Here is a 13,563-nt window from a genome sequence, read left to right on the forward strand (position 1 = left end):
CTATCCGGCTTATATCGTTTCGTGATTAGTTTATGGGGGGGCGCAACGCGGATACCGGCGCGCCTGGCACGAGCGCGATGCGGCATCGCGGCGGGGCGGTTTCACGATGGTCCGGCCCGCATTCGGGTAACATGACCGACAGACCGGGCGGCGCGGTGCGTCGGGGCCCGGTCACGATATTGGCGCTGCCGTCATCATGATCATCACTTCGCTGCTCGACACGGATCTCTACAAGTTCACGATGATGCAGGTCGTCCTGCATCACTTTCCCGCTGCAAACGTCGAATACCGTTTCCGGTGCCGCACGCCCGGCGTCGATCTCGTGCCGTACATCGACGAGATTCGCGACGAGGTGCGCGGCCTGTGCTCGCTGCGCTTTTCCGATGTCGAACTCGACTACCTGCGGCGCATGCGCTTCATCAAGAGCGACTTCGTCGACTTCCTCGCGCTGTTCCACCTGAACGAGAAGTACATCTCGATCACGCCGTCGCCGAAGGGCAACGGCGAGATCGACATCGTGATCGAGGGGCCGTGGCTGCATACGATCCTGTTCGAGATTCCGGTGCTCGCGATCGTCAACGAAGTCTATTTCCGCAACACGCAGCGCGAGCCCGACTATCGCGAAGGCCGCGAACGGCTGCGCGAGAAGATCAAGCTGCTCGGCGCGAAACCCGAATTCGCCGACTGCAAGATCGCCGACTACGGCACGCGCCGGCGCTTCTCGAAGGTCTGGCACGAGGAAGTCGCGCTCACGCTGCGCGACGGGCTCGGCCCGCAGTTCGCGGGCACGAGCAACGTGCTGTACGCGATGAAGCACGACATCACGCCGCTCGGCACGATGGCGCACGAATACCTGCAGGCGTGCCAGGCGCTCGGCCCGCGGCTGCGCGATTCGCAGATCTACGGCTTCGAGATGTGGGCGAAGGAATATCGCGGCGACCTCGGGATCGCGCTGTCGGACGTCTACGGCATGGACGCGTTCCTGAACGACTTCGACATGTATTTCTGCAAGCTGTTCGACGGCGCGCGCCACGATTCGGGCGATCCGTTCGACTGGGGCGAGCGGATGCTGCGCCATTACGAGACGAACCGGTGCGACCCGCGCACCAAGGTGCTCGTGTTCTCGGACGCGCTCGACATTCCGAAGGTCATGCAGCTGTACGAACGGTTCCGCGGCCGCTGCAAGCTTGCGTTCGGCGTCGGCACCAACCTCACCAACGATCTCGGCTACGTGCCGCTGCAGATCGTGATCAAGATGGTTCGCTGCAACGGTCAGCCGGTCGCGAAGCTGTCGGATTCGCCGGGCAAGAGCATGTGCGACGACAAGGCGTATCTCGCGTACCTGCGTCAGGTGTTCGGCATCGCGCAGCCGGTCGAGGAAGACGCGTCGAAGTAGGCGCCGGCCGTTCGGCCGAGGGTGTGGCAGCAGGGGTGGCCGGTATAATCCGACGTATTGCACGCCAACGTCACGAGGACCGTTCATGGACACTTCCGCTGCCCGTCGCCAGATCCTCGCGCGCATTCGCGCGGCGCAGGGGCGCGCGGCCGAACCCGATGCAGCGGAGCGCGACGGCGTCGCCGACTATCTCGCCCGTCATCCGCAAGGCCCGCGCCCGCCGGCGCCGGCCGACCTCGTCGTCGCTTTCGTCGACGAAGCGGGGCGCCTGTCGACCACGGTCGACGAAGTCGCGACGCTCGCCGATGCGCCTGCCGCCGCTGCCCGCTATCTTGCCGCTCACGGTCTGCCGACGCAGGCCGTCGCGTGGCGCACGCTGGCCGATCTCGACTGGGCCGCCGCCGGCCTGTCGGTCGAGTGCCGCAAGCCGCGTGACGGCGATCTCGTCGGCCTGACCGGCTGCTTTTGCGCGACCGCCGAAACGGGGTCGCTGGTATTGCTGTCCGGCCCCGACACTTATCCATCGGCCGGCCTGCTGCCGGAAACCCACATCGCGATCGTGCCGGCGTCGCGCATCGTCGCCGGTCATGAAGACGCGTTCGCGCTGATTCGCGCGGAGCGCGGCGAACTGCCGCGCGCGGTCAATTTCGTGTCGGGCCCGTCGCGCACGGGCGACATCGAGCAAACGATCATTCTGGGTGCACACGGCCCATACCGCGTGCATGCGATTGTCGTACGGGGCGCATGACGCGCCCGCTGCATTCACCCTCACTCGCACAAGGAAGTTCCGCATGAAACGACACGCCGCCTGGGCGGGCATGGCGTCGGGAATCGCGCTTGGCGCCGCTCCCGCGCTCGCATCGGCCGCCACGCTCGACGGTGCCACGCTGTCCGCGCTCTGGGGTATCCCCTTCGCCGGGATCCTGCTGTCCATCGCGCTGTTCCCGCTCATCGCCCCCGTGTTCTGGCATCACCACTTCGGCAAGATCGCCGCCGGCTGGGCGATCGTGTTCCTGGTGCCGTTCGCGGTCGCGTTCGGCGCCGGCACCGCGTTCGGCACGCTCGTGCATGCGCTGCTCGAGGAATACATTCCGTTCATCGTGCTGCTCACCGCGCTCTATACGGTCGCGGGCGGCATCTGCGTGAACGGCAATCTGCATGGTTCGCCGAAACTGAATACCGCGATTCTCGCGCTCGGCACGCTGCTCGCGAGCGTGATGGGCACGACGGGCGCCGCGATGCTGTTGATCCGGCCGCTCCTGCGCGCCAACGACAACCGCAAGCACGTCGTGCACGTCGTGATCTTCTTCATCTTCCTCGTCGCGAACGCGGGCGGATCGCTGTCGCCGCTCGGCGATCCGCCGCTGTTCCTCGGCTTCCTGAACGGCGTGAGCTTCTTCTGGACGACCACGCATCTCGCGCTGCCGATGCTGTTCATCTGCGTGGTGCTGCTGACGCTGTTCTTCGCGCTCGATACGTACTTCTACCGGAAGGGCGGCGAGGAGCGGCCGGCCGCGCTCGATCCGACGCCCGACGGCGCGGCGCTGTCGATCGACGGCAAGATCAACTTCGTGCTGCTGGCGGCCGTGATCGCGCTCGTGCTGATGAGCGGCGTGTGGAAGCCGGGCATTTCGTTCGACGTGTGGGGCACGCACGTGGCGTTGCAGAATCTCGTGCGCGACGTCGCGCTCGTGGTGGTGACGCTCGCGTCGCTCGCGCTGACGCCGCGTTCCGCGCGCGAGGGCAACGCGTTCAACTGGGCGCCGATCGAGGAAGTCGCGAAGCTGTTCGCCGGCATCTTCGTGACGATCGCGCCGGTGATCGTGATCCTGCGCGCGGGTGCGGACGGCGCGTTCGCGCAGATCGTCCATCTCGTCACGGGGCCCGACGGCAAGCCGATCGACGCGATGTACTTCTGGGCGACGGGCATCCTGTCGTCGTTCCTCGACAATGCGCCGACCTATCTCGTGTTCTTCAACCTCGCCGGCGGCGATGCGCAGGCGTTGATGACGACCGGCGCGTCGACGCTCGCCGCCATTTCCGCCGGCGCGGTGTTCATGGGCGCGAACAGCTATATCGGCAACGCGCCGAACTTCATGGTGAAGGCGATCGCCGAATCGCGCGGCGTGAAGATGCCGAGCTTCTTCGCGTACCTCGGCTGGGCGCTCGTCGTGCTGATACCGGTATTCCTGCTGACGTCGTGGCTTTTCTTCCCGGCGTAAGCTGACGATTTTCAACCCCGAGCGGGCGGTCCCGGCGGCGCACGGCGCCACGACCCGTCCGCGGCATGCGGAGATGGCGATGCAGAAGATCCTGGTCGCGCGTCCGATCTTTCCGGACGTGATCGAACGGCTCAAGCAGTATTTCGAAGTCGACTGGAACGACGGCGACGCGCTCGCGCCCGACGCGCTCGCCGCGCGTCTGGCCGACAAGGACGGCGCGCTGACGGCCGGCGACCCGGTCGGCGCGGCAACGCTCGCGGCCGCGCCGCGCCTGCGCGTCGTGGCGAACATGGCGGTCGGCTACAACAACTTCGACATGGCCGCATTCAACGCGGCGAACGTACTCGGTACCAACACGCCCGACGTGCTGAACGAGTCGACCGCCGATTTCGGCTGGGCGCTGATGATGGCCGCCGCGCGCCGGATCGCCGAATCCGAACACTGGCTGCGCGCCGGTCACTGGCAAAAGTGGGCGTACGACGGCTTCCTGGGCACCGACATCCATGGCTCGACGCTCGGCGTCGTCGGGATGGGCCGCATCGGCCAGGCGCTCGCGCGCCGCGCGCGCGGCTTCGGGATGCAGGTGATCTATCACAACCGGTCGCGGGTCGCGCCCGAGATCGAAGCCGAGCTGAATGCCGAATACGTGTCGAAGGATGCGCTGCTCGCGCGCGCCGATCATGTCGTGCTCGTGCTGCCGTACACGAAAGAGAACCATCACACGATCGGCGCGGCCGAGCTCGCGAAGATGAAACCCACGGCGACGCTGACCAACATCGCGCGCGGCGGGATCGTCGACGATGCGGCACTGGCCGCCGCACTGCGCGACGGGACGATCGCCGCGGCCGGCCTCGACGTGTACGAGGGCGAGCCGAGCGTGCATCCGGCGCTGCTCGAGGTGCCGAACGTCGTGCTGACGCCGCATATCGCGAGCGCGACCGAAAAGACCCGCCGCGCGATGGCGAATCTCGCCGCCGACAACCTGATCGCCGCGCTGGGCGAGGGGCCGCGTGCGGGGCAGCCGCCGAATCCGATCAACCCTGACGTGATCGGGAAGCCGCGCGCATGACGATGACGTTGTTGCTTGCTGCGGTCGTCGTGCTGGCCGTCGCGCTCGCGGTGGCAATCGTCGCGCTCGTGCGCGGCGGCGGCCGCCACGACGACGCGGCCGTGCTCGGCGACCAGATCGAGGATGCCGCGCATGCGCAGGCGCGCGCGGTCGAGCGGCTCGAACGCGAATTGCGCGGCGAGATCGTCGAAAACGCACGCGGGTCGCGTACCGAGCTGGCCGGCAGCTTTGCCCAGTTGCAGCAGACGCTCGCCGCGCAACTGACGAGCGTGGCGACCGTGCAGAACAACCAGATCGAGGGGTTCGCGCAGCAGCTCGGCAAGCTCGTCGCCGGCAATGCGCAGCAGTTCGATGCGATGCGCGAGAGCGTGCAGCGCCAGGCCCAGCAGGCGCGCGAGGAACAGACGGGCGCGCTGCGGCTGTTCGGCGACACGTTGAACCGGCAGCTCACGCAACTGACCGAGGCGAACGACCGCCGGATGGGCGAGGTGCGTGCGACGCTCGAACAGCGGCTGAAGGAAATCGAGACGAACAACGCGGCGAAGCTCGAGGAGATGCGCCGCACCGTCGACGAGAAACTGCACGCGACGCTCGAGCAGCGGCTCGGCGAATCGTTCAAGCTCGTGTCGGACCGGCTCGAACAGGTGCATCGCGGGCTCGGCGAGATGCAGACGCTCGCGGCCGGCGTCGGCGACCTGAAGAAGGTGCTGACCAACGTGAAGACGCGCGGCACCTGGGGCGAAGTGCAGCTCGAGGCGCTGCTGGAACAGGTGCTGACGTCGGACCAGTACGCGAAGAACGTCGCGACGGTGCCGAAGAGTACCGAGCGCGTCGAATTCGCGATCCGGCTGCCGGGCCGCGCTGCCGGCACGGGCGACGCGCCGCCGGTGTGGCTGCCGATCGACGCGAAATTCCCGCGCGAGGACTACGAGCGATTGATCGACGCCCAGGAACGCGCCGATGCGGTGGCGGTCGAGGAGGCGGCGCGTGCGCTCGAGGCACGGGTGCGGATGGAAGCGCGCACGATCGCCGAGAAGTACGTCGCGCCGCCGCACACGACCGATTTCGCGCTGCTGTTCCTGCCGACCGAGGGGCTCTATGCGGAGATCCTGCGCCGCCCGGGGCTGACCGACCTGCTGCAGCGCGACTATCGCGTGACGGTCGCCGGGCCGACCACGCTCACCGCGCTGCTGAACAGCCTGCAGATGGGGTTCCGCACGCTCGCGATCGAGCAGCGCTCGAGCGAGGTGTGGCAGGTGCTCGGCGCGGTCAAGACCGAGTTCGGCAAGTTCGGCGACGTGCTCGCACGCACGAAGGCGCAGCTCGAAACGGTCACGCGCTCGATCGAGTCTGCCGAGCAGCGCACGCGCGTGATGAGCCGCAAGCTGAAGCAGGTCGAGGCGCTGCCGGGCGATGCGGCGGCCGGCCTGCTCGGCGCGGAAGGGGCCGAAGGCGCCGATGCGGACGACGCGTGATGCGCGCTGCCGGCAGCCGCCGGACGGAAAAAACGGGCGCCGCGGCGCCCGTTTTCCTTTGCAGCGATCGCCGGCGCGGCCGGCTCGCGCTCAATGCGCGGCGAGCGTGTCCAGCGCGTCGCCCGTCACGCGAACGATGCGCCATTCCGGCAGCACGGTTGCGCCCATCTTCTCGTAGAAATCGATCGCCGGCTGGTTCCAGTCGAGGACCGACCATTCGAAGCGCGCGCAACGGCGCTCGACGGCGAGCGCCGCGAGATGACGCAGCATCGCGGTGCCCAGGCCCGTGCCGCGCTGCGACGGCTGCACGTACAGATCCTCGAGATAGAGCCCGCGGCGGCCGAGGAACGTCGAATAGTTGTGGAAGAACAGCGCATACGCGACGATCGCGCCGTCCTGCTCGGCCACCCGTGCCTCGGCGGCAGGGTGCTCGCCGAACAGCGCGTCGGCGAGATCGGCTTCGGTCGCGACGAACAGGTGCGTGAGCTTCTCGAATTCGGCCAGCTCGCGCATCAGCGCGAGGATCGCGCCGACGTCGCGCGTGTCGGCCGCGCGGATCAGCGGCGCGCCGCTCACGCTTCCTCCGGCGGATCGGACAGCACGATCTCGATGCCGCCGAAGCGCGACGCGACCCAGTTGTACGCATGGCACGCGATCCACAGCAGCACGAAACCGAGGATCGCGTTCAGCAGCAGCGCGCTCAGGATCGTGCTCAACTCGACCATCCCGTAGCGGATATAGGCGACGAGAATGCCGAGCAGCACGATCGGCACGCTGAACGTCAGGTAGACGAGGATCAGCGCCTTGGCGGTCTGCCCCGCGGCGATCGACGAGATTTGTTTCTTCATGTGCGGATTGCCCCCGTAGTGATATACCGATTGGAATTCAGATCAGGCCGTCGAGCGGCAGGATGTCGACCGGGGCGCCCGCGTCGACTGCCGCGGTATCGTGACCCAGGACGATGAAACAGTTGGCGGCTGCAAGACCGCTCAGCGACGCGGAGCTTTGCGATCCGGCCGGCGCGACGTGCCATTGGCCGTCGGCGGCGCGCGTCGCGATGCCGCGCAGGTATTCGGTGCGACCGGGACGCGTCTTCAACGGTTGCGTGCTGAGCGCCGTGTACATGGCCGGCGGCGGCGTCCGTGCGCCGGCCAGCGTCAGCAGTGCGGGGCGCACGATCGCGTAAAACGTCACGGCGGATGCGACCGGATTGCCGGGCAGCCCGAAGAACAGCGCGTGGCCGGCGCTGTCCCCTTCGCGTGCGAGCGTGCCGCACGCGAGCGGCCGGCCGGGCCGCAGCGCGAGACTGGCGAACGTCACGTCGCCGAGCCGCGCCATCACGTCGCGCGTGAAGTCGGCCTCGCCGACCGACACGCCGCCCGACGTGATGACCGCATCGGCCTGCGCGGCGATGGCCTCGCGCAATGCGCCTTCGAGCGCGGCGGGGTCGTCGCGGACGATCCCGAGATCGATCGTGTCCACGTGCAGCCGTTCGAGCATCGCGATCAGCATTCCGCGATTGCTGTCGTACAGCGCGCCGCGGCCGAGCGGTTCGCCGGGCTCGCGCAGCTCGTCGCCAGTCGAGAACACGGCGACGCGCACGCGCCGGCGCACCGTGACGTCGGTGACGCCGAACGACGCGAGCAGGCCGAGATCCGATGGCCGCAGGGTACGGCCCGCGGCGAGCGCGCAGGCGCCGCGCGCGAGATCCTCGCCGGCCTTGCGGCAGTTCGCGCCGCGCGCGACGGCGTGCGCGGCGAAGTGGATCGTGTCGCCATCGACGCGCACGCGTTCCTGCGGAATCACCGTGTCGCATCCGGCCGGCATCGGCGCGCCCGTCATGATGCGCACGCATGCACGGGCCGCCACGGCGCCGTCGAACGGATGGCCGGCGAACGCGGTGCCGGCGATCGTCATCGCGACCTCGCCCTGCGCCGACGCGAGTGCCGCGCTGCCGCCGTCGAACGCATAACCGTCCATTGCCGAGTTGTCGTACGCGGGAATGTCGAACGGCGCGCTCACATCGGCCGCGAGCACGCGGTCGAGCGCATCACGGAGCGTCACCGTGTCGCACGCGTCGACCGGCGCAGCGAAACGGCACGCGAGCGCCTGCGCGTCGGCGAGCGACAGCGGGGCATCGGGGTCGGGTGCGGTTCGGGAAGCGGGCGAGGATTGCGTGATCATCAGTCGGACTGCGCCGCGAGGCGTATCGGGTTCGTGGCCGGTGGCGCGAGGAGGGTGCCTGGGCGCGGGTTTCGCGTGTGGCGGGCGCCGGGCGGGAACGGCACGGCGCCGTCAGCGACGGGCCAGCGCGGCGAGTTCCTGCCAGGAGTTGGCATTGTAAAACGCACGCTCGTCGCGAAACTCGACTTCGACCGTCGTGTGGCGTGCGTACCACGCACGCACCTTGCGGTCGCCGGCCGCGAGCCGGGCGGCCAGGTCGTCGGCCAGCGACGTGCGCAGCAGCGCGAACGTCGGCTGCGGCGAGCGCATCTGCTGCGCGTCGACGGTGATCGCCATCGCGATGTCGGCCTGCTGCGCGTCGAGCGCCGCATGCAGCCGCGCGACGAGGTCGGCAGGCAGATAGGGCGTATCGCATGGCGAGCACGCGAGCAGCGGCGCGCGCGCCGCGCGCATGCCGGCAAGCAGGCCCGCGAGCGGCCCGGGGAAGTCGGGCGTTTCGTCGGCGACGATGCGTGCGTCGAACGGCGCACCGAGTTCGGCATAGCGATCGGCATGGCGATTCGCGCTGATCAGCGTCTCGTCGACCTGCGGCGACAGCCGGCGCAGCACGTGCAGCGCGAGCGGCGTACCGTCGAGCAGTTGCAGGCCCTTGTCGACGCCATCCATGCGGGTGGCGCGCCCGCCTGCGAGCAGCAGGCCGGCGATCGACGGAGTGGCGGGAGCGGGCATCGTGCGTGGGCGCGAAGAGCGGCGTGCGTCAGCCGCCGATATACGACATCTCGACGCGCTTGCCGGCGCCGTCGGGCGCGGCGTCGGACGATGCGCTGCCGCGCAGCTGCGAATAGCGGTCGGTGCGTGCCTGCCAGATGCGGGCGATCGCGGTCGCGATATCGGCATCGCTCGCGCCGCCGCGCACGAGCGCGCGCAGGTCGTGGCCCGTCGACGCGAACAGGCACAGGTACAGCTTGCCTTCGGTCGACAGCCGCGCGCGCGTGCAATCGCCGCAGAAGGCCTGCGTGACGCTCGAGATCACGCCGATCTCGCCGCTGCCGTCCGCATAGCCCCAGCGCTGCGCGGTTTCTGCCGCCGTGTGAGGCTCGAGCGGCACGAGCGGGAAACGTTCGGCGATACGCGCGACGACCTCCGCCGACGGCAGCACCTCGGTCATGTTCCAGCCGTTCGACGTGCCGACATCCATGTATTCGATGAAACGCAGGATCACGCCGGTGCCGCGGAACCGCTCGGCCATCGGCAGGATCTCGCTGTCGTTGGTGCCGCGCTTCACGACCATGTTGACCTTGACCGGCGCGAGGCCCGCGGCCTGCGCGGCGAAGATGCCGTCGAGCACGTCGGCGCTCGCGAACTCGGCATCGTTCATGCGCTTGAACAGCGTATCGTCGAGCGCATCGAGGCTGACCGTGACGCGCGTGAGCCCGGCGTCCTTCAGCGCGCGCGCCTTGCGCGCGAGCAGCGAGCCGTTGGTCGTCAGCGTCAGGTCGAGCGGGCGGCCGGCGTGCGTCGTCAGACGCGCGAGCCGCTCGATCAGGAATTCGAGGTTCTTGCGCAGCAGCGGCTCGCCGCCCGTGATGCGGATCTTCTCGACGCCGTGGGCGACGAAGACGCGCGCCACGCGCTCGATTTCCTCGTGCGTGAGCAGCGCGCTGTGCGGCAGGAACGGGTAGTCCTTGTCGAAGACCGCGCGCGGCATGCAGTACACGCAGCGGAAATTGCAGCGATCCGTCACCGAAATGCGCAGGTCGCGCAGCGGCCTGGCGAACGTGTCGGCCAGCGTGCCGTCGGGGGCATGCGCGACGCCGGAGACGTCCGGCATCCCGCTGACGTTGGCGAGAGGAATGATGCGTCGGGACATGTTGGAAGAAGTGCGAACCAGACTGCTATTTTAGCCGCAACCGGCTGGCGGGGCCGGTGGGCGGAAACCCGCAGCGCGGACATAAAAAAAGCCCGCCGGAGGCGGGCTTTTCCTGGTCGTGCGATGCGCCGTTCAGTGGTGCGTCGTTTCGACCTGCTGCATCGGGGCCGTATCGGCCGGCGGCAGCACCTTGCGTTCGCGCGGCACGCGGGCCGGGCGCGGGAGTCGCGACGCGGCTTCCTGCGCGGCCGCGAACTTGTCGGCGTCCGTGTTCACCCAGACGAGACCGGCCTGCTCCAGCACGACATCCAGGCTCGCCGAAGCGGGCGCGGCTGCCGGTTGCGCGGGGGCGGGAGCCGGGGCCGGTGCCGGTGCAGCGACGGCCTCGGCCGGTGCTGCCTCGACAGGCGCCTCGATCGCCGCCGGAGCGGCTTCGATCGCGACGGCCGGTGCGGCCGGCTCGACGGGCGCGGCTTGCGGAGCCTCGACAGCGGCCGGAGCGGCTGCCGGCACTTCGAACGCATCGGTCGGCGACACCGCGACCGGCGCCGGACCCGCTTCCTCGACTGCCGGTGCGACCGGTGCCGGTTCTGCTGCCTGAACGGCGACGGCGGGCTCGACCGGGGCGGCCGGAGCCGCTTCGGCATGTGCCGGCGCCGGCTGCGCTTCGACAGCGGCCGGTGCGGCATGCTGCTCGGCGACGGCTTCCACGGCGACCGCACTTGCCACGGCTGCGACGACTGCCGGTGCGGCCGTGTGGGCCGGTTCGGCTGCGACCGGCGCGTTCGGCGTTACGGCTTGCGCTGCGACTTCGCTTTCGCCTTCGGCGCCTTGCTCGGTCTGGTCGACTGCGCCATCTTCCTCGCGCTCGCGACGACCGCCGCGGCGGCCGCGACGGCGACGGCGACGTTCTTCGCCGTCACGTGCGCTGGCTTCCGCATCGGCTCCCAGTTCCGCGCCGGGCAGGGCTTCCGCAACAGCCTTGTCGGTTTCCGATTCCGGATGGTTTTCGCCGCGAGTGACGGTTTCGAGCGTGGCCGCATGCTGGGTCGGCTTGCGGCGTTCGCCGCGCTCGCGACGCTCGCCGCGCTCCTGGCGCTCGCCACGGCCGGTGGCTTCGACGCCTTCCGGCTGCTCGACACGCTCGCGCGGTTCGCGGTTTTCGCGCGGTTCGCGCGGCTCACGGCCTTCACGCGGCTCGCGACCTTCGCGCGGTTCGCGCGTGCCACGGCCCTCGCGACCCTCACGGTTTTCGCGACCTTCGCGGTTTTCCCGGCCTTCACGCAGTTCACGACCCTCGCGCGGCTCACGGCCTTCACGCGGTTCGCGCACTTCCTTGCCTTCGCGTTCCTGGCGCTGCGGCTGGCCACGGCCTGCGGCTGCGTGGTCGCGGCCGCCCTGCGCCTGCTGGGCGCCGCTGCGGCGGTTGCGATTGCGATCGCCGCCGCGCTGCTCGGTCTTTTCGGTGCGCTCGCGAGCCGGACGGGCTGCCTGCTCCTTCGCCGGGGCCGGTGCGACCGGTGCGGGCGCCGGTGCCTGCGATACGCCGAACAGACCTTTCAGCCAGCCGATGAAGCCACCGCTTGCCGCGGCGACGGGGGCGGGCGCGGGTGCCGCAACCGGCTCGACCGGACGCTGCGGCGCGCTCGGCGCCGGACGCTCGGGCGTGATGCCCTTGACCGCGGCTTCCTGCTTCGGCTTCACTTCGGCCGCACGCTTGCTGTAGCCGGTTTCCGACTCGAGCTCGCGGGCTGCTTCCTCGGCCATCTTCCAGGACGCGCGCGGATCGTCGAGGCGTGCGTCGTCGTGACGCAGGCGCTCGAGCTTGTAGTGCGGCGTATCGAGGTGCTTGTTCGGGATCAGCACGATGCCGACCTTGAAGCGCGACTCGATCTTGTTGATTTCCTGACGCTTTTCGTTCAGCAGGAAGGCGGTCACCTCGACCGGCACCTGGCAGTGGATCGCCGCGGTGTTTTCCTTCATCGCTTCTTCCTGAATGATCCGCAGGACCTGCAGCGCGGACGATTCGGTATCGCGGATGTGGCCGGTGCCGTTGCAGCGCGGGCACGTCACGTGGCTGCCTTCCGACAGCGCCGGACGCAGGCGCTGGCGCGACAGCTCCATCAGGCCGAAGCGGGAGATCTTGCCCATCTGGACGCGCGCACGGTCGTGCTTGAGCGCGTCCTTCAGGCGTTGCTCGACTTCACGCTGGCTCTTCGCCGATTCCATGTCGATGAAATCGATCACGATCAGGCCGCCGAGGTCGCGCAGCCGCAGCTGGCGGGCGACTTCGTCGGCCGCCTCGAGGTTCGTGCGGGTGGCCGTTTCCTCGATGTCCGCGCCCTTGGTCGCGCGGGCCGAGTTCACGTCGATCGCGACGAGCGCTTCGGTGTGGTCGATCACGATCGCGCCGCCGGACGGCAGCGGGACCGTGCGCGAGTACGCGGTTTCGATCTGGTGCTCGATCTGGAAGCGGGAGAACAGCGGCACGTCGTCGTGATAGCGCTTCACTTTCGCGACGTTGTCCGGCATCACGATGTCCATGAAGGCACGGGCCTGATCATGGATTTCGTTCGTGTCGATCAGGATTTCGCCGATATCGGGCTGGAAATAGTCCCGGATCGCGCGGATCACGAGGCTCGATTCCAGATAGATCAGCATAGGCTGGCCGGCGTTGCCGCTTTGCGAGGCGGCCTCGATCGCGCGCCACAGTTGCAGCAGGTAGTTCAGGTCCCACTGCAGTTCCTCGGCGCTGCGGCCGATGCCCGCGGTACGGGCGATCATGCTCATGCCGTCCGGAATCTGCAGTTGCGCCATCGTTTCGCGCAGTTCCTGGCGCTCGTCGCCTTCGATCCGGCGCGACACGCCGCCGCCGCGCGGGTTGTTCGGCATCAACACGAGGTAACGGCCGGCGAGCGAGATGAAGGTGGTGAGGGCGGCGCCCTTGTTGCCACGCTCTTCCTTCTCGACCTGGACGATCAGCTCCTGGCCTTCGCGCAGGGCATCCTGAATGCGCGCGGAGCGCATGTCGATGCCATCCTTGAAGTACTGGCGGGCGACTTCCTTGAACGGCAGGAAGCCGTGGCGGTCTTCGCCGTAGTTGACGAAGCACGCTTCGAGCGACGGCTCGATACGGGTGATGACACCTTTGTAGATATTGCCTTTGCGCTGTTCGCGCCCGGCGGTTTCGATGTCGATGTCGATGAGCTTTTGCCCATCGACGATGGCGACGCGCAGCTCCTCCTGCTGCGTCGCATTGAACAGCATGCGTTTCATGAACGACTCCAGGCGGCTCCGCTGCCGACGCCTCGCGGTTGTCAGGCGCGAGGGCGGGAACGACGACAGGC

The 13,563-nt window shown here is 68.7% G+C and carries 11 protein-coding genes; 5 read left to right on the forward strand and 6 right to left on the reverse strand.

Annotated elements, in window-relative coordinates; all coding sequences use genetic code 11:
• Positions 1-196: 196 nt before the first annotated feature.
• The 5 genes from pncB to rmuC all read left to right on the forward strand — a co-directional run bounded on the left by pncB (position 197) and on the right by rmuC (position 6,162).
• Entirely contained in the window at positions 197-1,396 is a 1,200-nt protein-coding gene (gene pncB, locus C4B30_RS17825; protein ID WP_027783911.1) for a nicotinate phosphoribosyltransferase, read from the forward strand.
• A gap of 85 nt (positions 1,397-1,481) precedes the next feature.
• Entirely contained in the window at positions 1,482-2,144 is a 663-nt protein-coding gene (locus C4B30_RS17830; protein ID WP_105132783.1) for a LutC/YkgG family protein, read from the forward strand.
• Between the two features lie 43 nt (positions 2,145-2,187).
• Positions 2,188-3,618 (forward strand): sodium:proton antiporter, encoded by a 1,431-nt coding sequence (locus C4B30_RS17835; protein WP_105132784.1) that lies wholly within the window; start codon positions 2,188-2,190, stop codon positions 3,616-3,618.
• Positions 3,619-3,697: 79 nt separating this feature from the next.
• On the forward strand, positions 3,698-4,687 hold the full coding sequence (locus tag C4B30_RS17840; protein WP_027783914.1) for a 2-hydroxyacid dehydrogenase: 990 nt from the start codon (positions 3,698-3,700) through the stop codon (positions 4,685-4,687).
• Positions 4,684-6,162 carry a DNA recombination protein RmuC gene (rmuC, locus tag C4B30_RS17845; RefSeq protein WP_089499824.1) on the forward strand — a complete coding sequence of 493 codons (1,479 nt, stop codon included), beginning with the start codon at positions 4,684-4,686 and terminating at the stop codon, positions 6,160-6,162. The genes C4B30_RS17840 and rmuC overlap by 4 nt, the downstream gene beginning before the upstream one ends.
• A 90-nt stretch (positions 6,163-6,252) precedes the next feature.
• On the opposite strand, the gene C4B30_RS17850 is transcribed toward rmuC, so the two are convergent.
• The 6 genes from C4B30_RS17850 to C4B30_RS17875 all read right to left on the reverse strand — a co-directional run bounded on the left by C4B30_RS17850 (position 6,253) and on the right by C4B30_RS17875 (position 13,492).
• The gene (locus C4B30_RS17850; protein WP_027783916.1) at positions 6,253-6,738 is read right to left on the reverse strand and encodes a GNAT family N-acetyltransferase; all 486 of its coding nucleotides are present in this window, start codon (positions 6,736-6,738) and stop codon (positions 6,253-6,255) included.
• Positions 6,735-7,010 (reverse strand): hypothetical protein, encoded by a 276-nt coding sequence (locus tag C4B30_RS17855; RefSeq protein ID WP_006476519.1) that lies wholly within the window; start codon positions 7,008-7,010, stop codon positions 6,735-6,737. Before C4B30_RS17855 ends, C4B30_RS17850 begins: the two co-directional genes overlap by 4 nt.
• A gap of 37 nt (positions 7,011-7,047) precedes the next feature.
• Positions 7,048-8,346: a molybdopterin molybdotransferase MoeA gene (gene moeA, locus C4B30_RS17860; protein WP_105132785.1), complete on the reverse strand. Its 1,299-nt coding sequence runs from the start codon at positions 8,344-8,346 to the stop codon at positions 7,048-7,050.
• A gap of 111 nt (positions 8,347-8,457) precedes the next feature.
• A complete protein-coding gene (gene mobA / locus C4B30_RS17865) occupies positions 8,458-9,075 on the reverse strand; it encodes a molybdenum cofactor guanylyltransferase MobA (RefSeq protein ID WP_027783918.1) in 618 nt (205 codons plus the stop codon).
• Between the two features lie 28 nt (positions 9,076-9,103).
• On the reverse strand, positions 9,104-10,216 hold the full coding sequence (moaA, locus tag C4B30_RS17870) for a GTP 3',8-cyclase MoaA (RefSeq protein ID WP_027783919.1): 1,113 nt from the start codon (positions 10,214-10,216) through the stop codon (positions 9,104-9,106).
• A gap of 132 nt (positions 10,217-10,348) precedes the next feature.
• The gene (locus tag C4B30_RS17875) at positions 10,349-13,492 is read right to left on the reverse strand and encodes an Rne/Rng family ribonuclease (protein WP_027783920.1); all 3,144 of its coding nucleotides are present in this window, start codon (positions 13,490-13,492) and stop codon (positions 10,349-10,351) included.
• Positions 13,493-13,563: the final 71 nt, after the last annotated feature.

This window comes from Burkholderia sp. BE12 (assembly GCF_002959955.1).
GTDB lineage: Bacteria > Pseudomonadota > Gammaproteobacteria > Burkholderiales > Burkholderiaceae > Burkholderia.